General features: G+C 38.1%; 27 protein-coding genes. 11 read left to right on the top strand and 16 right to left on the bottom strand.

The features are described from left to right. Window positions 1-29 precede the first annotated feature (29 nt). From HDE70_RS00490 to HDE70_RS00480, 3 genes are all read right to left on the bottom strand, one after another. Complete coding sequence (locus tag HDE70_RS00490) at window positions 30-1,139, bottom strand: hypothetical protein (RefSeq protein WP_183867445.1); 1,110 nt, start codon at window positions 1,137-1,139, stop codon at window positions 30-32. Window positions 1,140-1,147: 8 nt separating this feature from the next. Further along, entirely contained in the window at window positions 1,148-1,852 is a 705-nt protein-coding gene (locus HDE70_RS00485) for a hypothetical protein (RefSeq protein WP_183887386.1), read from the bottom strand. Window positions 1,853-2,077: 225 nt separating this feature from the next. Beyond that, window positions 2,078-2,494 (bottom strand): hypothetical protein, encoded by a 417-nt coding sequence (locus HDE70_RS00480; RefSeq protein ID WP_183867443.1) that lies wholly within the window; start codon window positions 2,492-2,494, stop codon window positions 2,078-2,080. Window positions 2,495-2,665: 171 nt separating this feature from the next. On the opposite strand from HDE70_RS00480, the gene HDE70_RS27200 reads away from it, so the two are divergent. Then, window positions 2,666-2,791, top strand: a complete 126-nt coding sequence (locus HDE70_RS27200; protein WP_260159835.1) for a hypothetical protein — start codon at window positions 2,666-2,668, stop codon at window positions 2,789-2,791. An 88-nt stretch (window positions 2,792-2,879) separates the two neighbouring features. On the opposite strand, the gene HDE70_RS00475 is transcribed toward HDE70_RS27200, so the two are convergent. The 4 genes from HDE70_RS00475 to HDE70_RS00460 form a co-directional block, all read right to left on the bottom strand. Further along, complete coding sequence (locus HDE70_RS00475) at window positions 2,880-3,290, bottom strand: OsmC family protein (protein ID WP_183867442.1); 411 nt, start codon at window positions 3,288-3,290, stop codon at window positions 2,880-2,882. Between the two features lie 54 nt (window positions 3,291-3,344). Further along, window positions 3,345-4,553 (bottom strand): MFS transporter, encoded by a 1,209-nt coding sequence (locus HDE70_RS00470; RefSeq protein WP_183887384.1) that lies wholly within the window; start codon window positions 4,551-4,553, stop codon window positions 3,345-3,347. Continuing rightward, a complete protein-coding gene (locus HDE70_RS00465; protein WP_183887380.1) occupies window positions 4,553-6,697 on the bottom strand; it encodes an alpha/beta hydrolase family protein in 2,145 nt (714 codons plus the stop codon). Before HDE70_RS00465 ends, HDE70_RS00470 begins: the two co-directional genes overlap by 1 nt. A gap of 109 nt (window positions 6,698-6,806) precedes the next feature. Next, the gene (locus HDE70_RS00460; RefSeq protein WP_183867439.1) at window positions 6,807-7,070 is read right to left on the bottom strand and encodes a hypothetical protein; all 264 of its coding nucleotides are present in this window, start codon (window positions 7,068-7,070) and stop codon (window positions 6,807-6,809) included. Between the two features lie 210 nt (window positions 7,071-7,280). Between HDE70_RS00460 and HDE70_RS00455 the strand changes: the two genes are divergently transcribed. Beyond that, entirely contained in the window at window positions 7,281-8,159 is an 879-nt protein-coding gene (locus HDE70_RS00455; RefSeq protein ID WP_183887378.1) for a hypothetical protein, read from the top strand. Between the two features lie 244 nt (window positions 8,160-8,403). Next, window positions 8,404-8,883: a TlpA family protein disulfide reductase gene (locus HDE70_RS00450; RefSeq protein ID WP_183887376.1), complete on the top strand. Its 480-nt coding sequence runs from the start codon at window positions 8,404-8,406 to the stop codon at window positions 8,881-8,883. Window positions 8,884-8,890: 7 nt separating this feature from the next. Here the strand turns inward: HDE70_RS00450 and HDE70_RS00445 are convergent, their stop codons facing one another. Both HDE70_RS00445 and HDE70_RS00440 read right to left on the bottom strand, forming a co-directional pair. Continuing rightward, window positions 8,891-9,070: a hypothetical protein gene (locus HDE70_RS00445; protein WP_068402612.1), complete on the bottom strand. Its 180-nt coding sequence runs from the start codon at window positions 9,068-9,070 to the stop codon at window positions 8,891-8,893. Window positions 9,071-9,084: 14 nt separating this feature from the next. Continuing rightward, on the bottom strand, window positions 9,085-9,477 hold the full coding sequence (locus tag HDE70_RS00440) for a (deoxy)nucleoside triphosphate pyrophosphohydrolase (protein ID WP_183867436.1): 393 nt from the start codon (window positions 9,475-9,477) through the stop codon (window positions 9,085-9,087). 146 nt (window positions 9,478-9,623) lie between these two features. Between HDE70_RS00440 and HDE70_RS00435 the strand changes: the two genes are divergently transcribed. After that, complete coding sequence (locus HDE70_RS00435; protein ID WP_183867435.1) at window positions 9,624-10,175, top strand: hypothetical protein; 552 nt, start codon at window positions 9,624-9,626, stop codon at window positions 10,173-10,175. Window positions 10,176-10,287: 112 nt separating this feature from the next. After that, window positions 10,288-11,067: an SDR family oxidoreductase gene (locus HDE70_RS00430; RefSeq protein ID WP_183887374.1), complete on the top strand. Its 780-nt coding sequence runs from the start codon at window positions 10,288-10,290 to the stop codon at window positions 11,065-11,067. Here HDE70_RS00430 and HDE70_RS00425 read toward each other — a convergent pair. Further along, window positions 11,060-11,713 (bottom strand): DUF6266 family protein, encoded by a 654-nt coding sequence (locus HDE70_RS00425; RefSeq protein ID WP_183887372.1) that lies wholly within the window; start codon window positions 11,711-11,713, stop codon window positions 11,060-11,062. The two genes, HDE70_RS00430 and HDE70_RS00425, sit on opposite strands and share 8 nt — an antisense overlap. 683 nt (window positions 11,714-12,396) lie before the next feature. On the opposite strand from HDE70_RS00425, the gene HDE70_RS00420 reads away from it, so the two are divergent. Together HDE70_RS00420 and HDE70_RS00415 are read left to right on the top strand one after the other, a co-directional pair. Next, window positions 12,397-13,173 carry an SDR family NAD(P)-dependent oxidoreductase gene (locus HDE70_RS00420; protein WP_183867432.1) on the top strand — a complete coding sequence of 259 codons (777 nt, stop codon included), beginning with the start codon at window positions 12,397-12,399 and terminating at the stop codon, window positions 13,171-13,173. 279 nt (window positions 13,174-13,452) lie between these two features. Further along, a complete protein-coding gene (locus HDE70_RS00415; RefSeq protein WP_183867431.1) occupies window positions 13,453-14,259 on the top strand; it encodes a phytanoyl-CoA dioxygenase family protein in 807 nt (268 codons plus the stop codon). A gap of 152 nt (window positions 14,260-14,411) precedes the next feature. On the opposite strand, the gene HDE70_RS00410 is transcribed toward HDE70_RS00415, so the two are convergent. Next, window positions 14,412-14,846, bottom strand: a complete 435-nt coding sequence (locus HDE70_RS00410; protein WP_260159831.1) for a hypothetical protein — start codon at window positions 14,844-14,846, stop codon at window positions 14,412-14,414. A gap of 584 nt (window positions 14,847-15,430) precedes the next feature. On the opposite strand from HDE70_RS00410, the gene HDE70_RS00405 reads away from it, so the two are divergent. Together HDE70_RS00405 and HDE70_RS00400 are read left to right on the top strand one after the other, a co-directional pair. Then, on the top strand, window positions 15,431-16,072 hold the full coding sequence (locus HDE70_RS00405) for a YceH family protein (protein WP_183887370.1): 642 nt from the start codon (window positions 15,431-15,433) through the stop codon (window positions 16,070-16,072). A gap of 29 nt (window positions 16,073-16,101) precedes the next feature. After that, the gene (locus HDE70_RS00400) at window positions 16,102-17,028 is read left to right on the top strand and encodes a glycosyltransferase family 2 protein (protein ID WP_221301987.1); all 927 of its coding nucleotides are present in this window, start codon (window positions 16,102-16,104) and stop codon (window positions 17,026-17,028) included. A 10-nt stretch (window positions 17,029-17,038) separates the two neighbouring features. Here HDE70_RS00400 and HDE70_RS00395 read toward each other — a convergent pair whose 3' ends face one another. The 3 genes from HDE70_RS00395 to HDE70_RS00385 form a co-directional block, all read right to left on the bottom strand. After that, on the bottom strand, window positions 17,039-17,794 hold the full coding sequence (locus HDE70_RS00395; RefSeq protein WP_183887368.1) for an MBL fold metallo-hydrolase: 756 nt from the start codon (window positions 17,792-17,794) through the stop codon (window positions 17,039-17,041). Window positions 17,795-17,863: 69 nt separating this feature from the next. After that, the gene (locus HDE70_RS00390) at window positions 17,864-18,703 is read right to left on the bottom strand and encodes a helix-turn-helix domain-containing protein (RefSeq protein ID WP_183887366.1); all 840 of its coding nucleotides are present in this window, start codon (window positions 18,701-18,703) and stop codon (window positions 17,864-17,866) included. An 83-nt stretch (window positions 18,704-18,786) separates the two neighbouring features. After that, a complete protein-coding gene (locus HDE70_RS00385; RefSeq protein WP_183887364.1) occupies window positions 18,787-20,124 on the bottom strand; it encodes a right-handed parallel beta-helix repeat-containing protein in 1,338 nt (445 codons plus the stop codon). Between the two features lie 232 nt (window positions 20,125-20,356). Between HDE70_RS00385 and HDE70_RS00380 the strand changes: the two genes are divergently transcribed. Further along, complete coding sequence (locus tag HDE70_RS00380) at window positions 20,357-21,148, top strand: helix-turn-helix transcriptional regulator (protein ID WP_183887362.1); 792 nt, start codon at window positions 20,357-20,359, stop codon at window positions 21,146-21,148. Window positions 21,149-21,366: 218 nt separating this feature from the next. After that, complete coding sequence (argH, locus tag HDE70_RS00375) at window positions 21,367-22,875, top strand: argininosuccinate lyase (protein ID WP_183887361.1); 1,509 nt, start codon at window positions 21,367-21,369, stop codon at window positions 22,873-22,875. Between the two features lie 41 nt (window positions 22,876-22,916). Here argH and HDE70_RS27120 read toward each other — a convergent pair whose 3' ends face one another. Together HDE70_RS27120 and HDE70_RS27115 are read right to left on the bottom strand one after the other, a co-directional pair. Beyond that, complete coding sequence (locus tag HDE70_RS27120) at window positions 22,917-23,738, bottom strand: DUF4143 domain-containing protein (RefSeq protein ID WP_260160496.1); 822 nt, start codon at window positions 23,736-23,738, stop codon at window positions 22,917-22,919. Between the two features lie 72 nt (window positions 23,739-23,810). Then, the gene (locus HDE70_RS27115) at window positions 23,811-24,203 is read right to left on the bottom strand and encodes an AAA family ATPase (protein WP_317617408.1); all 393 of its coding nucleotides are present in this window, start codon (window positions 24,201-24,203) and stop codon (window positions 23,811-23,813) included. Between the last annotated feature and the right edge of the window lie 60 nt (window positions 24,204-24,263).

Raw genomic sequence — 24,263 nt, 5'->3', positions numbered from 1 at the left:
TTTTATATTTTTTATTGTTAATAAACTAATTAATCCAGCAAAGTAAAGCCCTTATCCACCTTTTCTTCCGCTTTTAATTCATAAGAAGCATCCGACATCTGGCTAACATTAAGCATTTTAAGGTTACGCTGATCCACTTTTTGGATGAATTCTTCCAATTCTCCCTGCGTTGGTGCACCCCCCACAGTAATGTTATTATTCTGATCCAGAAAATCAAGATTAGAACGGATCGAAGCAATATTCTGACTGATTGCCCCGGTTGCAGCGTTCATCGCCTCCTGAAACACCCAGCTATCTTTAATATTAAATACTTCTGCTAAACCATCAGTTGCATTTTTCATTTTCTGTGTTGCTTCCAGTTTCTTGGAAATGATAGAAATACTGCTATCAAGTGTACTTACATAAATACGGGCAGCACTTTCATTGTCTTTTAAAACTTCCAGCACCTTGGCAAACTGGTTGGCATACTGAACATAACTTCTTGCGTTCTGTTCTTCAGACTCCCCTTCTTTCCCTAGTAAAAATGCTTTAGTGCGGGTTTCTTTCGCGTCTCTGCCATAACCATTCGCTTTCTCTGTATTGTTATTAGCCGCTTCCTGTTTTCCTTTTTCATCCAGATTAGCCGCTTCGACCGTAAAACGCTTTGCATAAGTATATTTTTCCTCTGCTGTTTTCTGTGCAGTCTCTCCGCTCTGGATCATATCAATGCGTACCCCGTCTACGTTGGTTATCTTCTCTTTTACCCGCTTCAAAGTATCTTTAGCATCTTTTGATAACAATTGCAATGTTTCAATCGGATTGTTACGGATAATAGCTTTCTCTCCTTTAAAAATCAGTATTGTTCCTAAACGGTGCAGTAAAGCAATAATTTTTGGTGCCAGCAATAATAAAACAATCAGGATAATACTAAAAATTACCAGCAGAATGCTTTTAGCAGCATACTCCAGCATAATAGGCAGGAATTTAAAAAAGGCAAAAGCTCCGCCTAAAACAATAACCCAGAAAAAGATATTGGCCATTGTTTTTTTGGCTTCTGGCGTTTGCATCTGGCTCGGTAAATGATCACCCAGTACCTGGAATATTGGTAACTGGCTTTTCAGTTCGGCCGGTATGTTTACAAATTGGGACTTATTTTCCATCTTAATTTTTAGTTTATATTGGTTTGGATTATGTTAAGCGCATTTTTAATATCAGTGATTACTTCTGCAACTGCTGTTTTACCGACAGCAATTTTTGCATCTATATCTTTCAACTGAGGTTCATATTTATTGTTGATTTCTTTAAGTTCCTTTTGTCTGGCGCCCAGCCTTTCACGCAACTCCTCCATATTTTGTTCAAGGCGCTGAATCTCCGCAGTCAAACTGGCTTTTTCTGCCACCTGATTCTGTTCAATACTTTCCTTTTGCAGTTGTTTTTGATTACTTTCCTTTTCAATAACCTTTTGCAATTCGGCCGCATAATTCTCACCAGTCCTGACCAGCTTATCCTTATCCAGCGTTTTATCCACGTACTTTAAAGAAGTAAAAGCTGCCTTGATAGAGCCTGCATTTACACTGCCCATTTCGGCAGCTGCATTCCAAACTTCAAAAAAGTCCAAACCCGGTTCGTTAATTCTTTCCAATATCTCCAGCACTTTAAGCTTCATCTGCTTGACATCTGCCGGCGGCAGATCAGAAGTATTTTGTGTTAGATTAGTTTGAGGGTTGTTAGTTACAACTTCACCCGTTTTAGCTGGCGCTGGTGTTACTGTCTGTTTTAATTCAGGGACAAAAGGCTCAGGGCTATCTTCAAAGATTAATTTCTTTAAGCTTCTTAAAATCCCAAAGGAGTTATTAGCTGGTTCCTCACTCATAATTAATTTTATCTGTCACGAAAATAACAAAAAACAGACATAACCAGATGATTTATTTAACAAGGTATTTTACCTGAAAAGCAAAACCAGATTTTAAAAAAAATGAAATACAGTTAAAGGAATTTTAATACATCAGGGGGACTGATGATTAACTAAAAACCAGCTTCTATAACCATCCTCGGCACAAATGCAGAAAGTGGTTATAGAAGCTGGCTGAGAAACAATTTATTTTTCTTTAACTGCACACTCTTTGACCTGTGCACCTGTTAAAGTAATCCAGCTCTCCTGTTCCGATACATTAGTCCCCAGCAGGATTTCCTGATCTTTTTGTAACTGACTTTCAAGCCGCAACAGTAAATCATCTGGTATGGCTTTATTCAGGATTCTGACTGGTTCATCCAATGCATCTGTTTTAAGCTCCAGATCATAAATCCCTGAAGTCAGTGTTTTACAAATGACCAGTTCTACCACCTTACCATGCGTTATATTTTTCAAAGCCGTAAAGGCATTAACAACTTGTTCCGCATGATCGGCCTTAAAGCCAAGCATTAGTATCGTACCCAATTCAGCACTTTCACTATCATTAGATACATATATTTTTTCAGTCTCCGCAAGGATTGATTCAATAACTAACCTGTCCATAATTTAATTTTTTAGAAATCTATACCCTAAAAAGGAATGAAAAGGCTTATTGTTTGGTTAAAGATTAAATTTAAAAGCCCATTTACTATAAAATTCAATACATTGAAATCCACACACCTCCAATAAACGTAAACAGGAAGGTAAATCACCCTCCATAAACCAGACAATAAGATGAATACAATATTATATATGGTAAATAATACCAAGATTGGATTGTCAGAAATTATGATCATTCTGCTGGCATTGATTGTTATCTTTTTAGTGATGCGCAATCTTATCGCCCCGCCAAAATACTAATCCGGAAAATAAAAGAAATGCCTTCTTTACAGAAGGCATTTCTTTGAAGCAGTCAAACAGCTTCTTAAAAATTATATTAATTATTCTCCTAAACCAAACTGGCTTCCAGAGAAATAGCCACATTATAAGCTTTACTTACCGGGCAATTCTCTTTTGCGCCAGCAGCAATTTCCTGAAATTGCGCTTCAGTAATATCAGGGATACTTGCTTTCAATACCAGGTTAGAACTTGTAATCACTCCATTATCTAAAGATACTGTTCCCTTAGTTTCCAGTGATGTTGGGTTAAAACCAGCTTCAGTTAAATCAAGACTTAATTTCATGGTAAAACATCCTGCGTGTGCAGCTGCCATCAACTCTTCTGGATTAGTACCTATGCCATCTTCAAAACGGCTGCTAAATGAATATTGAGTTTGGTTCAGTACAGTGCTGTCAGTTGTTAAATGACCTTTACCTTCTTTAATTGTGCCATTCCAAACGGCTGTTGCATTACGTTTCATAGTTTTGTTTTTTTTCAATAATATTACAAAATTGCATTCACTATTAAAGACAGTTTAATCCATTTTATGTTTCAGTAATTTAAAACCTGACGCACAAACGACTAACAATAAGATCAGCATAATCCACAACCAGTTATACCCATATTTTTCAGCCAGGTAAAAACCAGCTGAAGGGCCGATCACCTGTGAAACCGACCAGCTTAAAGTATATCCGGCAGCATATTGTCCGCGGTTAAACTCATTGGTTCTGCTCATTACAAAAGTATTAATAAAAGGAAGTGCAAACATTTCCCCGATTGTAAACAGCAATACAGATAAAAGAGCGAGCATCACAGGGGTCATTCCTGGCAGTAATAACATAATATATGCACTGGCAATAAACAATACACCTTTAACGATATAATGAATTGGGGAACGTTTATTCTCAATCCTGCTGATCATGACCATTTCAAAAAGTGCGATGATCAAACCATTCATCCCCAATATTAAACCAATTTCCAGCTCATTGATATGCCAAACCTCTTTATAAAATAAAGGGACTACCCTGAACATCAGATAGAAACAAGTAGTTAACATGGTCGTCAGCAATAAAAATTTGATAAACAGCACATCTTCCCACGGCTTGCGTACCTGCATCCCTTTAATTTTTTCAGCGACTGCTTTTCGTGCTCCCTTTACAGTTGCGGGTAAAAGCAATAAAATAGCAAAACCAGAAAGTGCACTTACCGCTCCATCCAGCACAAAGAGTAAAGGATAACTGAAAGAAGCGACAATCCCTCCTACAGCACTCCCCACTGCCCAGCCCATATTCGTGGCCAGCCTGTTCAGTGAATAAGAACGGGTTTGAGTCCCTTCTTTCGCATACGTTGCAATTGCAGCAAAATTTGCCGGTCTAAAGGCTTCAGAGAAAAAGCTGATTACAATAGTCAGCATACATAAGGTATGAAAATGTGTTACCGTAGAATACAGGATAAAAAACAACCCGCCAACAATGGAAGAAATAATCTGTACAGCCCTGAAACCAATCACATCAGTTAACTTTCCGCCTGCGGTTGCACCCAGAATAGAACCTACCCCAAAAATGGTGATGATTAATCCTGCATCAGAGGGTGGTCTGTGCAGGTATTGGGTCATATATAAACTCATAAAAGGTACAGCCATACTACTGCTCCTGTTGATGAGCATCACTATGCTTAATAACCAGGTTTCAGCGCTTAATCCAGAGAAAGAATCTTTATAGGTGGTATATACTTTTTTAATCATTATTGTTTGTATCGTTCAAAAAATTCCATCGTCCTTAACATCTGGTCAGCACGCTGCCTGTTATTTCCGGACCTGGTGAGTTCATGGGTACCACCCGGATGTCTTACATATTCTACGGGCCTGCCCAAAACTTTAAGTGCTTTATAGAGCATTTCAGATTGGACAACCCCAGTCCTTAAATCCGTTTCCCCATGAAAAATAATCAATGGTGTATGGATCTGGTCTACGTAGGTAAATGGAGATTCAGCTCTGAGAAGTTTCCCCGCTTCCTTTTCCCAGGGGTAACCACCAAAATACTCCGGCACCAGCCGCCACGCATTACCTTCTCCAAAAAATGTATTCAGGTCATAAACACCGCGCTGTGCGCAGGCTGCTTTAAACCGGTTGGTATGAGAGATGATCCAGGTCGTCAGATATCCTGCATAGGAACCTCCGGTAATGAATTGTTTAGTCGTATCAGCCCAGCCCTCTTCAATCGTCAGATCGAGTGCTTTAATCACATCACGCATTGGCCCCGCTCCCCAATCCTTGACATTAGCTCTTAAAAAAGCCTCATTATAACCACCCGATCCGCGCGGATTGGCATAAACAACGCCATAACCTAAACCAGTATAATATTGAAATTCATGCCACATACTGGATTCACCCGGCCCCCACATCGCTGATGGCCCGCCATGAATTTCCAGCATTACCGGGTACTTTTGTCCAGCTTCTGCTCCTGCGGGTTTCATTACCCAGTACTCCACTTCCATTCCCTGATCATTGGTAAACGTTTTTTTAACCGGATAACTCAGTTTTTTCCCTGCAAGCCATCCTGTATTGAGGCTGGTTATCCTTTTAGGATTTTTATTCAGCAGATCAGCCGTAAATACTTCAGAAGGATCGGAAGTATTCGTTTGCGAATAAACCATTTGTGTTTTATTAATATCAAATGATGTTATTCCACTATCAAAAGCGGAAAGACGTTTTACAGCATGATCAGCTGGTTTATAGCTATACAATACATTTCCTCCATTGGAACTGGCTGTAAAATAAAGCTGCGTATTTTCCTTATTCCAGTTAAAACTACTGAAATTGCGTTCTAAAGGTACTTGAAACTGTTCCTTCGATTTAAAATTGTAAACAAAGGTCTTTCCGATATTTATTCCTTTTCCAGGAGTTTGTGTAAAACTCATCCAATTGCCATCGCCAGAAATACTGGTTGCTTTAAACTGCTGACCGGCACCACTTAAAATTAACTCTGGTTTTCCTCCGTTTATATTTAACCTGTAAATAGCAGACTCCATACTTCTGTCGGGATGTACCGAAGGATTGAGATCGGCATTCACCAGAATAGATTTGTTGTCAGGGCTCACAGCTATCAATTCATAACTATAAAAGCCGCTGGTTAAAGGCACAGGAACAGCAGGAAGGTGAACCAGTGATAAAGTAAATATCTGGGTGAAATTCAGCTCAGGATTAGTGACCGCTTCATCCTGAAAATCTAACCGGTTAAAAACTTTTGCTTTTTTCTCTTTTTCATTTTGTTGCAAATAAGCTCTGATTTCCTTTAAACTGCCATCAGGATTTCCTTTAGCTGAATTTGTATAAATCTCATCAGCAGTAACTTCAGGCTTTTCCAGATTCCAAAGGGGCGACATTTTTTGTGGATTCATTACTGAATCCTTTTCCAGTTCGTCCAGGCTCAGTGAAGCAGAAAAAAACAGTGTCTTTCCATCCTTGCTTACCATCGGGCGTTCCGCGCCGTATTGAAAATCTGTTAACTGCACAGCTTCACCACCATTTAGTGGCAATTTGAATATTTGAGATTTTCCTTTGACTACCCTGGTGAAAAATAATTGCTGACTATCTCCCGACCAGCAGACATTGCTGCTATTCTCTTTCTGATTAGTTATTGCTCTTGGCGCTGAACTCAAACCGGCAGCTACCAGAAACCATTGCCGCTGATAATCATATTCCCCGGTCTTAGCTTCATTCGCAACTATAGACTGAACATTATAAACATACCACTTTCCATCGGGAGAAAATTTCACATTAGAAGCTGTTTTTATCTGATACAGATCACTCAACAAAACCCTTTCTTTGTTTTGTGCGGAAGCATTCTGTACAAATAACCATAAAATAATGAAAATGAGAGGTTTCATAGGCTTGAAAATCAGTGAAGATTTAGAAACCTAAATTAGAGACAAAACCTCAAATTTCAACTATAATTAAGTTTTAAAAGCCTTTAGCTAAGTAATCACAAAGTCAATTTTAGCTTGCGTTTATTTGCTCAGAAAACGTCTGATGACAGGCGTCCAGAATCAAATCTCTGATTTCTTGCGGTAAGTCACTTTCCGGATAAAAAGATATCTTGAAAGATTGATGATCCAGTATAAAATGATCATAGATGCGCTCTGTCTGGCTTAATCTCTTTTGAATAGATTTAAGACCAAAGTATAAGTGATAATCTTTCTCCACCTGATCTATAATACTATAGAATAATTTCTGTCTCTTTTGGAGGTCAACAGCTGTCATGTTTATATTTAGTATTTAAGCCAAGATACACTGAACCCATAAATTACACAATAGACAATAGTCCCATAAGTATATTATGAATAAAAGGAACAAAATGATAAGCCCATTTGTTGCGGTTCTATGCGTTAAAAAATGTTAATTTATTTAGAATATGTAGTTGATCAGATAGCTTTGTTAAGCGAGGTTATATATCCCCCTTGCTGCAAAAAAATGGATTTGAAAACCATCCTGAGTTTAGCGCTCTTTAGCAGTATCAGCTGCCTTTCATCCACGTCGCTTTATGCGCAAAAAACAGATCCGGACGCGGACGTAAATTTATGGGTACAACAGCCCGTTAAAGTTGACGGGATCTCTGACGAATGGCATGAGCCGCTCAACAATTACAATACAGATACCAAACTTGCATTTGCACTGGCTAATGACCAGCAAAACCTTTATATCATCATTGAATCACTGGATGAAGTGACCACCAGGAAACTGATGTACGCAGGGCTCACACTGGATATCAATACCGCAGGAAAAAAGAAAGATGGTATCAAACTCAATTTCCTGGGAATGAACCAGCCTCCTGCTCCTCACGAACAAAATGACACTTCATCACATCCGGCTGCCGAAACCAATGAATTTGAACATGGCGGGGTACATACGATACAGGTTTCAGGCTTTAAAAATATTCCTGACGGAAGTTTGACTATGCCAAATAAAGATGGCATAGAGGTCGCAGCAGCTTTCAATAAGCAGAGAGATTATATCTGTGAACTGGCAATTCCATTAAATCAGCTTGGTTTAAAAGGAAATGAAACTAAGGCGGTTGCCTATAATATCAAAATAAACAGTGGCGCGGAACATCATCATAAAGAAATGCCAGCGGGCGAAAGTTCAACTGGTGGTGGTCATGGCATGCCGGGAGGAAAAGGTGGCGGCATGCGTGGTGGCGGTGGCGGAGGTGGAAGACATGGCGGCGGCGGTATGGGCGGTGGTAAAGGAGCCCGTAGTGCAGATAGCTCAAATGATCAGCGTACAGCAGCTTCCGATTTTTGGATTAAATATGAACTGGCCAGACCTGTCGCTTCTTACCGGGCAAATTAAATTTCTCAATTTTTTTTAATCGTATACAATAAATTGAAGATTTGGTCGTCTTATATACGAGAGCGTTAATTAGATAACGGGGACCGTCCGCCTGGATGGTCCCCGTTTCTTTTTCCATTAAAAATTAATTTTCTTATCATTTCCGACAATCCCAATTATTATTATATTTGATTACCCTAACAATATGAATGAAGCCTGTATAAGTAAGCCTGGCATCACGAATATTGAAAAAACATATGATCTTATGAAAACATATTTATTCAGCTTTATAATAGCCCTGATTTCTTTTACTGCTTCGGCACAAATGCCTGCTACGGATATCCCGAATTTCCAGTTCTACAAAGCTGACGGAAAAACATTTACAAAAGCGCAGATTGTTCCAGCCCACAAATCTCTTTTTGTGTTCTTTGATGCAACCTGTGTCCATTGCCAGAAGACTATGATTGAACTGTCTAAGAAATACGAAGACTTAAAAAAATTGAATATCTACCTTGTTTCTCTTGATCAGCATATTACGATGAACGATTTCATGAGTAAATACGGTAAAAACCTGGTTGGAAAGAAAAATGTATTGCTGCTGGAAGATCGTGATCATGTATTTATCCCTTTATTTCAGCCTACAAAATACCCATCTCTATTTTTATACTCTCCTAAAAATGCGCTTACCTTCAAAACAAGCGGCGACACCGAGTTACCCAAGCTTTTTGCAGCGATCGCAAAATAATAAGGAATTACTGCCTGTTTTCTATAACGGGTACAGTCTTGTGCAATGCGGCTGTACGTTGAGGCGTTCTGCTGCATTGGCCTAAAGCAACATAAATAAGGACAAAAATAAGGATAGTAGACAAGCAGCCTCCGCCAAGTTTCTTAGCGCCCCAGCCTGCGATGATTGTTTTGAAAAATGAGTTCATAATATAGATTTTCTTTACAACATCATTTCATCTATAAAGTTTTGTACGATTGGAATATCTGCTTCCGCCCAGTCCAGTTTCTTTAATCCGGCAGGCAGCAGCCATTGAAAAGCAGCATGCTCAGTCAGTTTAATCTCTCCTGCAATCAGTTTACATTGAAAAGGAAGTAAACGGATGAGTTGTTTTCCCTGGTCATAAACCGACGGTTGCATCTTCTTCATCACCCGAATCTCCACACTAAGTTCTTCCCGGATTTCCCGGATCAGACATTCTTCAGCAGTTTCACCCGGCTCAACTTTCCCACCAGGAAACTCCCATTTAAGTGGTAATTGCATACTCAAACTTCTTTGAGCTACTAAAACTTGTCCGTTCTGACTAATAATCAGGGCACAGGATACATCTATCATTACGCTAAAATATTAAAAAAATCATCCACGGGCGATAAGTATCCCTTCTTCATCGGCAAATAACCTTCGCTCATAGATAAAACACCTGATATACTGAATGATGGCATCTGGTTTGGAATACCCCCAGCAGATAACCAACCACACAAATGAAAAGAATTGTATTAGCTGTCATTATCGGAGTAGCTTCGTTTAGCAGCATCAAAGCCAGTGCACAGATCAGCCTGAATATAAATATAGGATCTCAGCCTGCCTGGGGACCTACAGGATATGATCATGTGGATAACTACTATCTGCCAGATGTAGATTCATATTACAATGTATCGTCACAAAATTACACCTACCTGGTGAATGGGAAATGGGTATCAAGAAGAACCTTACCAGCCAGATACAGTAATTATAATTTATACAATGGCTATAAGGTTGTTATGAATACACCGAACCCATATTTAAATCATGCTCAAAACCTTAAACAATATGGTAAATACAAAAACTATCATGGTAAACAAGGAAATATCAGGGATAGTAAAGATAAAAGATACGTTGCAGCAAGGAACAACAGACCAGCGCAAAATATCAATCCCCGTTCCAATGAAAGATCGCAGATGAAAGGCAGAGCCGGCCATGAGCAGGGAAACGGAAGGGATGAGCACAGAGGAAATAACAATAACCAGCCACAAAGAGGTGGTAGAGAAAGATAACACGCACACACAATTAAAATTACCGGCCTTACACAAGGGCCGGTTTTTTTTGATATTTTTACCTGTAAGCCTGGTGATATTACAGGCATATCCCAATTAAAACCTAATGACGATGAATATATCCCTTTCAAATAAAACTGCAGTAATTTGCGGAAGTACACAAGGTATTGGATTGGCTACGGCCATTATTCTTGCCCGCTTAGGTGCAAACTGTATTTTGGTCGCAAGAAATGAGGAATCATTAATCAGTGCTTTAAAGGAATTGCCATTAACTGAAGGACAACAACATGCTTATGCTGTCGCAGATTTCTCCGACCCGGCAACGGTCAGTACTGCAATCCAGAAAATCGTTACACTCGATCAGGTAGAAATTCTGATCAATAACAGTGGAGGGCCAAAACCAGGCCCGATAACAACAGCATTGACCAATGAGTTTGAACAGGCTTTTAGTCAGCACCTGGTTTGTAACCAGATATTAGTTCAGGCTGTTTTGCCTGGAATGAAAGCAGCAGGTTATGGACGGATCATTAATATTGTTTCCACTTCAGTAAAAACACCACTTCCGAATCTTGGCGTATCCAATACAATCAGGGCTGCCGTAGCTGGATGGGCAAAAACCTTATCAAATGAAGTGGGGGAATATAATATTACAGTGAACAATGTACTGCCGGGTTTAACCCATACCACCCGATATACAAAACTGCTGGATAGTCTTTCTGAAGAAGGCAACAGAAGTGATGTAGAAAAACAGCTAACCAATTCCATTCCTATGAAAAGAATTGGCCAGCCGGAAGAAATCGGAAATGTAATTGCTTTCCTGGCTTCACCCGCTGCTTCTTATGTTACAGGCGTTAGCATTCCTGTAGACGGCGGAAGAACTCCAGCTATTTAGCCACTTTATCCCAGGAAACCTCTCCAAGATAAACACTGTCAGAAATACTTTTATAATCATCTGAGACAAAGGATAGGTACAAATGTGCGTTGCGCATTGTAGCACTCCTGTTCAGGTTGAACTTATAAGTACCCGCAGATCTTCTGACTGAGGTGGTAAAAATACGGGTCTTCCCTGTTTCCCCAGGAAAATAGGCCAATAGCAATACCTGGTCATCCTGATGTGTTTGCCCTTTAATGACCTCAGTATCCCAGCTCACTTTAAGCCTGTCGGTCAGGAGACTGGCTTTTGCCTTCTCTACAATGGGCATGTTTCCTTTGGTGACCAGTATTTTTGCATAATCAATTGCGACGTCTGGGAATGTACCTGTAACGTGTTTTCGGTTATATTTAAGCGCGTGATTGAATGCATTAGCTGTCGTGCCTTTAGCTTCTAATTCAAAACCGACTTTAAGAAACCCCTTGATGTCCTGTAAAAAAACATTCATCTTTTTAAGCGCCATCCTTGAATTCAGCTGATTATTTGTGGGTTTTTTATAGGATTTACCTATAGTTCTGGCAACTATCTGTCCTGCAAGAGGATAAATAACCATATTTCCTATTCTTCCAGTGAATGTTCCTAAATAACTGTTTGTAACAATAGCCATAACTTTTTTATTAAGGTGAAAAATGCTGTGAATATTAACCAATGGGGTTTTACCGTATATTTTAACAATAAATAAACTATTAAATAAATACAGAACAAAAACAAGATACACATTAAAAATCAATTAATATATATTTATTTATGTTAACTGATTAGAAAAACCCAGAATCAAGCTATTAACCCGTTGAGAACCGTTTCAGTTATAGTTAAACAGTAGTCTGCTTACCCTTTCTAACGACCTTAAAATGACGTTGCAATGAGGTTGGAATGACTGTAGTCATTGCAAGGTCATTCCAACGTCATTACAACCTCATTGCAACGTCATTTCAAGGCACTATTCAACCCAGTTCCAACACTTGTTCTTCACGTCAAGGCCACGTTTTTAAAAGTTCAGCCCTATTTCCGGAAATCCAGCTTTAATTCCACTAAACCCAAAACGTTTATCCACACAAAAACACATCTGATTATCAATAACTTAACATATTCATCAACAATTATTGTGAATAACTACCATCCTGATACCCAAACAGATACCTTTTAACTAAAAAAACTGTATTGAAACCTCGTCTTTTGGCACTTACTCACAATAAACATGATGTAACCAACAGCTTATCAACACTTAATGTGGATAAACTATTAACTCCGAAAAAAATACTATTTTACACCCGATTACAGATCTCATTTATGAATAAATACGCTTTAATAACTGGTGCCAGTAAAGGAATAGGAAAGGCTATGGCAAATTCACTGGCCCGTTCCGGCTATCATTTACTGCTTGTTGCGCGTAATGAAACCGATCTCCAGCTGCTTTCCCAAAGTATCGAACAAGCATATCAAGTTAAAGCACATTATTTATCTGCCGATCTTTCGCTCAGCACAACTGCTACGCAGGTAAAAGAATGGTGCACCGGTATCACACCAGATTTATCCATTCTGGTCAATAATGCAGGATACGGACTGTGGGGCAATTTTGAGCTATTAAGTCTTCCCGAACAACTCAATATGCTCAGACTGAATATAGATGCAGTAATTGAATTAACCTGGCACCTACTACCTATTTTAAGAAAACAAAAACAGTCTTATATCTTAAATATTTCCAGTACAGCCGCCTACCAGGCCGTACCTACCCTGGCGTTATATGCTGCCAGTAAATCATTTATACTATCCTATAGCCGTGCCTTACGTTATGAACTAAAAGATAGCCCGGTTAGCGTGAGTTGTTTATGCCCCGGCCCTACAGCTACTGGATTTTCAAGCCGCGCCGGTATGGATTCCTTAGCAGAACTTGCAGAAAAATTCAACATGACTTCAGAAAATGTGGCAGAAACCGGCTTAAAAGGTATGTTTAAAAGAAAAGCAGAAATTGTCCCGGGCTTCTTAAATAAGGTATCTGTTTTTGGAACCTGGTTACTTCCTAAGTCACTGATTGAAAGCATTACAGCAGGATTATACAAACAATAAAAAAAGAATCAATATTTATTTTCAAATATTTTTATAAATAAAATATTTTCCTACATTTGTAATGTATACTAATTTAGTATACATTACAATATATGAACTACAACAACCCTATTTCCAGCGCGCACTTCATGCGAATGCCCTTCTCTGAAAGGGCAGGTTGTTGCTATTGTTGTTGTTAATTCTCTGAAAAAATTTCTTTGATTAATATCCTTTAGAACCTGCTAACCTAAGCAGCAGGACTTGCTATATCCAATCTTCAACCCTTAAACCTCAACGACCATGAACCCTACTTATACCAGATTCACTTTAGGCGGCACTATTACAGATGAACAAAACTATTTTTTTAATAAAAATGGCTTCATCCATTTTAAAAACTTCATTCAGCCAGAAACGGTAAATGATATTATACAGGCTTCTTTAAAAGTCCAGCAGGATTGGATAAAACAGGAAAAAATCAAGGTAAACGGCATCCCTATCAAATATGGAAAGGATCTGGATGGTTCTGCAATTGTGCAGCGCTTTGCTTTTCTGAATCAGCATCATCCTTTATTTGCCGGACTAACCCAGGATCCCCGGTTTGAAACTTTGTTAAGCCTGATCGGGCCGGGTGCCAGGTTAGGTACAGAAGAAAAAGACGGAATGGTTTTAAATCATTATGTCAATGGCCCTGAAAGTAAGTTTACCCAAATGGGATGGCATACTGATGGTTTACGTGATATCTTTCACGGACAAAAATTAAATCCGATGCTGAATGTGGGTATCCACCTGAGCAGCCTTAAACCAGAAAATGGTGGTTTAAGAGTATTACCAGGAACACATAAACAGAGTCTTTATCATATGTTATTCCGTAAGAAATATTTCCTGGACAATAAAGCTGATTTAAAAGAAGTAGCAATTGCGCCGGAAGCCGGGGATCTGACAATACATGATGGCCGTTTATGGCACCGGGTTGCTCAATCTGCGGTTACTGGTGAACAAAGCCGGAGAAGAGTTATCTATTTACCGATTATTGCTGGTAAATATGAACCTAAACATGAAAATAGCCCTACCGCATTTTATCAGCGTTTTGCTAAGCTCGTTAAATAGCCTGGCTATGCTGATTGCATTAATTATAGGCTACCTGATACGTTCAGGAAAACTGTCAGCCTTGCAGAGAATGAAATTAAATCCTTTTATACAAAAAAGAGCCGGATAAAATCCGGCTCCCATTATGATATTAAAACGTATTGTAATATTATCTATTGAACAACTACACCATCTTTATTGATTTTGATGAAGGCCTTCTCAGTACCTTTTGTCACATCAATCTGGTAGAATTGTGATTTATCTGCTGCTGTTACTAAAAACGCTGTTGTTGGCGTCCAGTCTTTGTAAGCATCTGCTTTTAATGTGGTAGTTACCGGTGCTGGAAGCTCTTCTAGTTTCACAGGTACTTTTTGTGAACTATCTTGTTTTACTTTCATAGCGCTATCTGTTCTCATAGTAGCCGCACTATCCATTTTCATTATAGCTGCACTATCCATTTTCATTGTAGCTGTGCTATCCATTTTCATTGTAGCCGTACTGTCCATTTTCATAGTAACTGCTAATGGAGCTTTAGTTTCTGATGCTTTTACTGTTGATATACCTGTTACTGCTAATAATGCTGCTGCTGTTAAAATGATATTTTTCATAATTTTAAGATTTGTGTTAAAGCATTCGAAATTTTCAATTCTGGTAAAATCTATATTTCGCTACTGTTATATGTATAATTCAGTTATTTAATCTGAATAGTATAGTTACATAATAATGCCAAAAGCTGGCACACAAAACAACATACTGTAAATCAATACATTAAATATTAAGCTTAAGTAAAAGACTGTGGAATAATGCTACAGTTTGATGAAACAGGTAACAAAGAAAAATGCTGACATCCATCAGCATTTTTTTTATTAACTACCTATTTATAAGCCGAAGCCTATTTCTTTCGCAGTTATTGAACTGCATATTTTTAAAATTCATCTATTATATAGCTAATAGAGTTCAAATGAAAAACATGAGTAATAATTCAAACATGTGAGAGCGAATTATGACCATAGAGCGTTTTAAACCTGATTGAAAATAAAGATATAACTTTTTTATAAAAATGATAAACAATCTAAATATTTTTTGATATAAAAATGATTTAGCATAGTCATTGAAGACTGGTGTTCTTTTTAAATGATATATTTCAATATTTTTTGTATCAAATATTAACAGCTTCCTCTATATTTATTACATGGAAAATAATCAGCCTTTAATTTTATTAAATGCAGCAGAACAACGCGTCTTAGGTGTGTTACTGGAAAAGAGCAGAACTACACCAGACTATTATCCTATGACTATTTCTGCGTTAACGACTGCCTGTAATCAGAAAACATCAAGGAATCCTATTGTAAATTACGATGAAGAAACCGTTACACTCACCTTAAACACTTTAAAAATTAAAGGTTTAAGCAGCACAGCTATGGGTGGCAGCAGCAGAAGCACAAAATACAAACATAACCTTGCTATTGTATATCCGCTGCTTCCGGCAGAACTGGCAGTTATTTGTTTATTACTCTTACGCGGGTCATTAACTCCCGGTGAAATCAATACGAATGCGGCAAGATTACATGAATTTGAAACTATCGGCGAGGTTCAGGAAATCCTGCATAAATTAGCACAGGAAGAACCTGTTTATGTCAAACAACTCCCTAAAAAACCGGGACAAAAAGAAGCGAGGTATAAACATTTGTTTGGAGGCGATGCAGAGGAAGAAGAAATCCCTGGGCCGGAACTCAGCCAGCAATCTTCTGCTGATCTGGAAAACAGGGTCATTAAACTGGAACAGGAACTGGAAGAAGTTAAGGAAATGCTAAACTTATTAATGAGTCAATAGTAATTTTTTTACATTCGTAAAAAAACACAATGATCACTACAGCTCCAATCATCCTTTTTGTATATAACCGTTTATCACATACACAGCAGGTTATAGCAGCATTAAGGGAAAATCTATTGTCAGCAGAAAGTGAATTGTATATCTATGCGGATGCTGCAAAAAATGCAGATGCTGTACAGTCAGTTCATGAGCTTAGAAGCTTTCTGACCACTATAACCGGTTTTAAAAGTGTACATATTTGTTTGCGTGAAACTAATCTGGGTGTTGATGACAATACTATTCTGGGAGTTACTGAGGTAATCAGTATACATGGTAAAGCGATAGTACTTGAAGATGATCTGGTTACTGCACCCTGGTTTTTAAAGTATATGAACGAAGCGCTTGATTTTTATGAAAACAACGATGAAGTTGCTTCTATACATGGATATGTCTACCCCATTCCACAAGGATTAAAGGAAGTTTTCTTTATAAAAGGTGCCGATTGCTGGGGCTGGGCAACCTGGAAGAGAGCGTGGGATTTATTTGAGCATGATGGGGCTAAATTATTAGAAAAAATCAATGCACAGGGACTTCAGAAAGAATTCGATTTCGACAATACATATCCTTACGTCAAAGCTTTGGAACAACAGGCAATTGGCAATACAACACATTGGGATATCAGGTGGTATGCTTCTGCTTTTCTTGCAAAGAAATTAACACTCTATCCGGGTCAGTCCCTGGTGAAAAACATTGGTCATGATGCTAGCGGAACCCATTGCGGGCACAGTAACAATTATGATGTAACGCTATCTTTGTCTCCATTATCTGTGGAAACTGAAGTTATTGCTGATCAGGATGCTTATCATGCATTTGCAGATTTTATGAGAAGTTTACCACTTAATAGCCCCACACGCCCGAAGGGTATAGCATCGAGACTTTTCAAAAAATTGAAAACATCGGTCAGCCGCCGCTCTTAACAGGACATACTTATTTGAATTCAGAAGGATCATGATAGCCGAAAAGTTCTATTTCTCTTCTATAAGCCTGAACCAGAATCTCCAGCTTTTTCAACGATTCAAGCCGCAGTTTATTATCCATAGCCGCCAATGCAGCCAGCTCATTAACAGGATGATCTGCTATAAAAAGTTCATCTCTTAAATAATAGGCATCACCAACATACAATAGCCATTTATCTTTTTGCTGAACCGCAATGCCACAGTGCCCCAAAGTATGGCCGGGAAGGCATACTAAATAAACTGCCGATTCAAAATTCAGGACTACACGTTGAGCGGTCAGGCCGAACCAGCTTTCGTTAAAATCAGTATATATTTTTAATAATGGCTGATGCGCCAATTGCTGTGGACGATACCGTGGGTCACCTGTCAGAAAACTTTGTAATTCAACCGCAGAAACATGGATTGTTGCCTGAGGAAAATCTGCCAGTCCACCAATGTGATCCGGGTCAAGATGACTGATGATACAATGTTTCACTTCGTCTTCCCGGAAGCCCAGGTTATTAAGCTTTGAAACTGCTGTATCCGAACGGTCAAAATTAAAACCTGCCTGATCAATAGTTACTTTACCAATCCTTTCCAATGGATACAAAATATCCTGAACACCTATTCCTGTATCCACCAGTGCCAGACCGTTTGCATCTTCTAATAGTAAACAATGACACAGCACTTTGAGGCTGGCAGGATCTCTTTGTAAAGAGCCACAATTGATATGATGTATTTTAACCATGATTTAGAATTTTCTTCAAAGCTCAGTAATTACTGAGGTCCGGAATAGAATAAAACCGGCAGGTGAAAATTAAATCAACAAAATCCGTTGCGGTATAGTATGCTGAACATGACCGGATAATAAGTGCTGGTTTTGCTGTTTTATTTTCAGATAGGAATTTGGCGTAACTCCGGAATACTGCTTGAATTCCCGGATAAAATGAGATTGATCTGCGAACCCTGAGCTGTAAGCAATAGCGGAAAGATGTTCATCCGGGTAAAAGTTAAGCTTGGTAAGCGATCTTTGAAATCTGAGAACTTTGGAATATTGATATGGACTAACGCCTGTCGTATGTTTAAAACGCCGTTCAAATTGCCGCTCACTTAACTGATAATTCCTGATTAAATCACGAATTAAAGCTTCAGGGTTATTGCTGATCTGCTGGATTGAGTCCTTTATAACAAGATCTTCACTGAGGGTGTAATTTATCTTTTGAATCAGATAACCGGATAGAATTTTAATTGCGTTATCAGCGTCAGGAGCATTAAACAGCCTTTCATTTAGCGTAAAATCGGTCAGGTCTTCAAGAGCTACCATTTGATTACTGAATTCAGCGCTGTTTATCTTAAAGATCGTATGAAGTGCCCATGGATATAAACTTACACCAATGGCAGAAAATCCAATATTGGTATAATTGGTAAAGGCGCGGGTTGAAAGGCCATATACAAAGGAAGCAGGTAGTTTTTGTTTGTCAGGCAGTTCCAATGCCTGCTTGCCATGGTGATGATGAAAGAGTAATCCAGGTAAACCATCCGGAAAAATCTGAAAACACTGACGGGTACTATTCAGTTCACCTGCTTCCAGTTTCCAGAAATATTTAACATGATTTCTGAGACATTCTGCGGGATGAAAATTCTGAATAGTAAGCATTTTTTTTAAGATTGTTAAGTCAGATTTTAAATAGGAATAGGATCTCAATTTAATAAGATCCTATTCCTATATCTTGTTTAAAGTTACTTGATAAAAATATTATCATTCACAATATTATTAGAGCCTTCATGATATAAGTTAGTTACTTCAATCGCTCTGAAAATATTATTAGAAATTATATTATTGTCTCCTTGATTTTCTGACACACCTACTTTCATCATACCTCCATAGCCGTCTTCTAGTCCGGTTAAGTTACCAATTTGGTTACCAGTAATTGAAAATAGCCTTGAGCGCAGCAAAAACACACCCGTATCTTTACTCATTTCTATTTGGTTATTTGTAATTGAACCAACTTCACAATCTGTAATTTGCAGTCCCATGTACCCACTTGTATAGATATCATTACCAGATATATCGATACGTTTGCAATCATTTAATAAGACAGAACTCACTCCATTAGTTCTACCCGCCGAAAACCAATTTCCCTTGATTTTAACAGAAAAACAACTTTTTATTGCAACAGCCTGTCCACCAATGTTGTCAATATCATTAGAATCAATAACGAGGTAGGTGTAATGATAAAAAGGGTCTCCTTCTTTATGATCTGCCGGAGGTACAGTTTCGGCATAAATACCTTGGGCACCCGGCCTATCGGTATCTCCACCACCAATATAATTATGTTTTATAATAACAGAAGCAGCGTTCATTAATTTTATAAATGAAGTGCCCCTGCATTTTTCCATTTTATTATTCTCAATTATATTATGTGTTCCATAACTAATAAATATTTGCGGCCCCATCATTCCGCTGATGAAATTATTGCTGATATTAACATTACTTGAGCCAGAGCAATTAATTGCATTGGTAAAGCCACCAACAATCCTCAATTTTTCACAGATTACATTGTATCCCTCATTTAAAACCTTAATTGCACAAAAATTTATATCAGAAACATAATACGAAGAATATAAAGTGAGTTGGCTTACTCCACCAAAACGAGTGATTGTTAACAGCGGTTTATCAGTCTCAATAGCGTGAAGTTCGGACAAAGTACTTTGCCCATAAATGACCTGATTCAATTTTAAAACCAAACCAGATACAGAATAAATGCCTTCTGGAACATATATATTTTTTCCCGTATCGATTGCATTCTTAAAATGTACTGAATCATTACTCCCGTTACCTCTGGCACCAAACCATTTTACATTGGTTTCACCACTGATTACTCTTTTCCATCTGCCTGATGTTGTAAAAACAGAACTCAATACAGTTCCATTATTTACAACTTCTGTACAGGAACTATCCCAATAGAAATCACCACCTCCATTATCTCCAGGAGAATAATAGCCTAAAACATTGTTAAACTTATTTATGGCAGGGTCGATAGTGTTGATCAAATCTGTAATTGAGTTTACTTGCATATTTTTAAGCCAGTTGTTTAGCCTGGCACGCAGAAAACCCGGCCTATCTCTAAGCAGGACAACATTACAATAAACTATCGCTTATTGTCTATATAATAATTTTAGCTGTGAAACTAATCCTTATATTTGCAGCGCAACACTGAACACAAAATATCTTTCTCACACAACAAATGTAGTGATAAACTACACAATTCAATATAAATGTAGCGTTATACTTTACAATATTTAATATATGTCTGATTATCAAGGAGAAAAATTTAAGAATTTTCTAGTTTCTCATAAAATAGCTAAAACTAAGGCGGCAACATTACTTGGTATTTCGAGATCGGCTATTTACGATTATTTTGATAGCGTGAATATGTCCAGAGAAACTGTAAATAAAATAATAAATACCTTTAATACATCTGAAGCTGAAGTATTTGGTATATCTAACACCGAAATAATTAATAGTTTACAGCGTAACAAACTTGATGAATCTTCTGAGAGTAATATGGTAAACGCAAAAACTATTGGCAACTTAGCATATCCTATCGAACAAGGAGAAACACCATTTATTAATTTATCTGATGGACAGTATTTAATGATCATGCCATTAGTAAGTGAATATGCTTACGCTGGGTATCTTTCTGGTTTTACTGACCCCATTTATATTGAAGAGCTGCCCAAACATTCAATTATTGTTCAGAAACAGCATAAGGGAAATTACAGAGCTTTTGAAATAGTTGGTGACAGCATGGATGATAATACAAAAGAAAGTATTCCTGATGGAAGTATTGCCACCGGTCGTGAAATCGTACAAGATTATTGGCGATCAAAATTCCATACACACCGGTATAAGGATTATGTGATTGTAACTAGAAATGATGGAATAGTAATTAAAAGAATTATTGATCATGATGTTGAAAAAGGTATAATAACATGTCATTCCTTAAATCCTGATAAGGCAATCTACACAGATTTCAAGATAAAGCTTAAAGAAGTTCAACAAATATTCAATATTGTAAACGTTTCTATATCAAGGTAATTTCAAATCATAAAAGCTGCACAATCCATTTACAACAAGCAGGCTTTCCAATACTTATTCATTATTTATTTAATGCAACTTTGTTTCATTAAATAAATATTTCTCCATACTTTGCGTTCATTATGAAATTTAAATTTTACTATTTATTCGTAACGGCAATTAATTTGTTTTTGCCATTAAAATTGGAAGCGCAGTTAATAAACGAAAAAGGTTTAACAATGGAGAGTTCAAATAATACCACGGGCAAAAACCTGCAAGATGCCAGCCGGATCGGACGTACTTCGGGATCAAAGGCTCCGGAATTTCAGGAGCTTTATGATTATGAAGTCAGTACTAAGAATCTGGTCAGCGTTACATTCCCTTATCAGACACTATCGCATAAAGCTTATGTAATCATGCTGGCCGAACAAAAGATCATCAGCGGTAAAGAAGCTAAAACTATACTTAACGGCTTGCTAAAAACAGATCAGCTTGCACTAAGAAATCCGTCTTTACAGGTATATCTTCCTTATGAAGCACAACTGATCAAAGAAGTGGGCAGTGTTGGTGGAAAAATGCACATTGGCCGCAGCCGTAATGATCTGGACAATACTATCAATCGCATGTTTTTACGTGACCAGCTGCTTGAAGTGATCGGAGCTGTCCTCAAACTGCGCACAGCAATTCAGACTAAAGCTGCGGATCACCTGCAAACTGTAATGGTGATTTATACGCATAGAAAAGAGGCACAACCGGGTACATTAGCTCATTATTTAACGGCGATTGATGAAAGTCTTGCAAAGAGTTCGGACCGCTATCTTCAGCTTTATGAACGTATTGATCAATGTCCTCTGGGATCTGGAGCCAGCGGTGGTACGAGCTGGAACCTCGATAGATTTAGAGTTGCTGAGCTGATGGGCTTTAATAAACTTGTAGTCAATACCATAGAAGGAGCTGCTGGCTGGGATCATATCGCTGAATTCGCTGCTGATAACGCAATTTTCATGAGTGAGCTGAGTCGCCTGGCTTCGGAATTACAGCTTTGGAGTACTGATGAATATAACTCGGTAGAAATGGATAATTCCTATGCGGGGATAAGTAGCATGATGCCGCAGAAAAAGAATCCTGATGCGCTGGAGAGAACCCGCAAAGCAGCAGCAATAACTACCGGACAATTGATGTCCATATTGACCTCATTAAATGGTATTGAGTATCAGCATAGTGGTGTCAGGGTTATGCTGGAACCAAAGTCTCTGGATGCACTTTTGGCCGCAACACATACTATGACCGGTGTGGTGAGTACTTTGCATGTCAATAAGGAAACTATGCTTAAATACGCAAGGGAAAATTTCTCTACCATGACTGATCTTGCGGATATATTGGTCAGGAGTGCTGATCTTGATTTCAGAGATGCACATGAAGTCATTGCAGCTGTTGTTAATCAGGCGATAAAGGAAAAGAAAACCGCTGATCATATTACTATAGCAATGATTCAGCACGCAGCTAAGGAAAGGTTAGGACAGGAACTGGCCATTTCTGAAAAGCAGTTACAGGCAGCGCTTGATCCTGTGCAAAGCGTGGAACATAAAACAGGGCCAGGTATGCCAGCCATGGCTTCAGTGACGCAAATGTTGACTACCGGTAAAGAAGATGTTGCTGGAAAAGCACTCTGGCTTGAAAAGCAAAAAGTATATTTAGCTGGAAAAAACCGTGAATTGATGGAATTAGTAAAAGTATATTGTAAATAGATTTTTGAATTTCCTTTGATGCCTGTAGAAGTCAGTTTGAATTAAAATTCCTGTTTGACAAACCATTCGATGTATTGTGGCAGTGAAGTACCTGCATAGTAAGGTAAATTCATTAGCAGGTATGGTTTTTTGTTTGGTGTAATTGCTTTCTCAATATTAAAAAAACCTGCATACATACGAATAGTATAAGGATGATCAGATGCGTCAATAAATTGGTGAAGTGACTTTAAACTGCCTGTGCTTCCCGATTTTATTTCAATAGGAATAACAAAACGCTGATAAGAATAAAGTAAATCTACCTCCGCATTTGATTGAGACTTTTCCCTCACCCAAAAATTAGGTGTGTGTGCTGAAATACTTTGTAGCGATATTAGTTCCTGCGTGACTAAATGTGGTATAATTGCCCCCTTGTAAGCATTATTTAAATCATTCATCGCAAGCATTTCCGACTGAATACCGACAGAATAATTAACTAAACCAGTATCAAGGAATTGTAAACGCGGCGATTTTTTCAAATCTGCTTTCACCGGAGGATGCATGTCGGTTGTAGGATAAATTAAAAGTACAATTTTCGCGTCATTAAGCGTCCTGAACGCCTCTCCAACTTCCCTTGATTTATAGTTTGAATTACCAAATCCTTGAAATTTAATCCGTTCATCAAGGTATAAGGGAGAAGTGTCCATTAAATGCTTAATAATCTTCCTCTCTGTTTCATTGGATGTATATTTCTCGACATCATTTTTATAAGTACCCCAAATACTTTCATATATCCTGGGTAAATCGGAAAGGCTATGTTGCTGGACGTCTGTTTTTATCACTTCTGGCATCCCCCCAATAATTGCATAACGATGAAATGCTTCCATCAATAGTTTATGAGCAATTATATTGACAGGAGCAGATTGCAAATGTTTCAACAATTCTTGTTTTCCTGTAGCTTACAGATATTCCTGAAAATTTAATGGATGAAGATATAAAAAATCTACCCTCCCCACTGGGAAACTATGGACTTTTTGCATTGCAAACTCCAAAAGAGATCCAGCACTAATCACATGAAGATCGGGTATTTCTTCATAGAAATAACGCAATAACTGAATAGCTTTTGGACTTTCTTGTATTTCGTCAATAAATAATAGCGTATTTGAAATAGCCGATGAGGGTATACTATAAGCCAAAAATAAAGCCTCTAAAATTGTCTGAACATCATCGAAATCATCAAAATAACTGCGATCATTTAATTTTTCAAGGTTTAAGATTATTCCATATTTATAAGTCTTAGCAAAATCACGTATCAAAGTAGTTTTACCAACTTGACGTGCGCCCCTTGGGATAAGAGGTTTGCGACCGGTGCTTAATTTCCAATGATTGAGATAGTTTTCAACATTTCTCTA

The organism is Pedobacter cryoconitis (assembly GCF_014200595.1).
In the GTDB taxonomy this organism is placed as follows: Bacteria; Bacteroidota; Bacteroidia; order Sphingobacteriales; family Sphingobacteriaceae; genus Pedobacter; species Pedobacter cryoconitis_C.
This window is presented reverse-complemented; position numbering and strand designations above follow the sequence as displayed.

Coding starts and splice junctions, on each gene's coding strand:
- HDE70_RS00490 (WP_183867445.1), bottom strand. CDS start 1,139: ATGGAAAATAAGTCCCAATTTGTAAACATACCGGCCGAACTGAAAAGC.
- HDE70_RS00485 (WP_183887386.1), bottom strand. CDS start 1,852: ATGAGTGAGGAACCAGCTAATAACTCCTTTGGGATTTTAAGAAGCTTA.
- HDE70_RS00480 (WP_183867443.1), bottom strand. CDS start 2,494: ATGGACAGGTTAGTTATTGAATCAATCCTTGCGGAGACTGAAAAAATA.
- HDE70_RS27200 (WP_260159835.1), top strand. CDS start 2,666: ATGAATACAATATTATATATGGTAAATAATACCAAGATTGGATTGTCA.
- HDE70_RS00475 (WP_183867442.1), bottom strand. CDS start 3,290: ATGAAACGTAATGCAACAGCCGTTTGGAATGGCACAATTAAAGAAGGT.
- HDE70_RS00470 (WP_183887384.1), bottom strand. CDS start 4,553: ATGATTAAAAAAGTATATACCACCTATAAAGATTCTTTCTCTGGATTA.
- HDE70_RS00465 (WP_183887380.1), bottom strand. CDS start 6,697: ATGAAACCTCTCATTTTCATTATTTTATGGTTATTTGTACAGAATGCT.
- HDE70_RS00460 (WP_183867439.1), bottom strand. CDS start 7,070: ATGACAGCTGTTGACCTCCAAAAGAGACAGAAATTATTCTATAGTATT.
- HDE70_RS00455 (WP_183887378.1), top strand. CDS start 7,281: ATGGATTTGAAAACCATCCTGAGTTTAGCGCTCTTTAGCAGTATCAGC.
- HDE70_RS00450 (WP_183887376.1), top strand. CDS start 8,404: ATGAAAACATATTTATTCAGCTTTATAATAGCCCTGATTTCTTTTACT.
- HDE70_RS00445 (WP_068402612.1), bottom strand. CDS start 9,070: ATGAACTCATTTTTCAAAACAATCATCGCAGGCTGGGGCGCTAAGAAA.
- HDE70_RS00440 (WP_183867436.1), bottom strand. CDS start 9,477: ATGATAGATGTATCCTGTGCCCTGATTATTAGTCAGAACGGACAAGTT.
- HDE70_RS00435 (WP_183867435.1), top strand. CDS start 9,624: ATGAAAAGAATTGTATTAGCTGTCATTATCGGAGTAGCTTCGTTTAGC.
- HDE70_RS00430 (WP_183887374.1), top strand. CDS start 10,288: ATGAATATATCCCTTTCAAATAAAACTGCAGTAATTTGCGGAAGTACA.
- HDE70_RS00425 (WP_183887372.1), bottom strand. CDS start 11,713: ATGGCTATTGTTACAAACAGTTATTTAGGAACATTCACTGGAAGAATA.
- HDE70_RS00420 (WP_183867432.1), top strand. CDS start 12,397: ATGAATAAATACGCTTTAATAACTGGTGCCAGTAAAGGAATAGGAAAG.
- HDE70_RS00415 (WP_183867431.1), top strand. CDS start 13,453: ATGAACCCTACTTATACCAGATTCACTTTAGGCGGCACTATTACAGAT.
- HDE70_RS00410 (WP_260159831.1), bottom strand. CDS start 14,846: ATGAAAAATATCATTTTAACAGCAGCAGCATTATTAGCAGTAACAGGT.
- HDE70_RS00405 (WP_183887370.1), top strand. CDS start 15,431: ATGGAAAATAATCAGCCTTTAATTTTATTAAATGCAGCAGAACAACGC.
- HDE70_RS00400 (WP_221301987.1), top strand. CDS start 16,102: ATGATCACTACAGCTCCAATCATCCTTTTTGTATATAACCGTTTATCA.
- HDE70_RS00395 (WP_183887368.1), bottom strand. CDS start 17,794: ATGGTTAAAATACATCATATCAATTGTGGCTCTTTACAAAGAGATCCT.
- HDE70_RS00390 (WP_183887366.1), bottom strand. CDS start 18,703: ATGCTTACTATTCAGAATTTTCATCCCGCAGAATGTCTCAGAAATCAT.
- HDE70_RS00385 (WP_183887364.1), bottom strand. CDS start 20,124: ATGCAAGTAAACTCAATTACAGATTTGATCAACACTATCGACCCTGCC.
- HDE70_RS00380 (WP_183887362.1), top strand. CDS start 20,357: ATGTCTGATTATCAAGGAGAAAAATTTAAGAATTTTCTAGTTTCTCAT.
- argH (WP_183887361.1), top strand. CDS start 21,367: ATGGAGAGTTCAAATAATACCACGGGCAAAAACCTGCAAGATGCCAGC.
- HDE70_RS27120 (WP_260160496.1), bottom strand. CDS start 23,738: ATGGAAGCATTTCATCGTTATGCAATTATTGGGGGGATGCCAGAAGTG.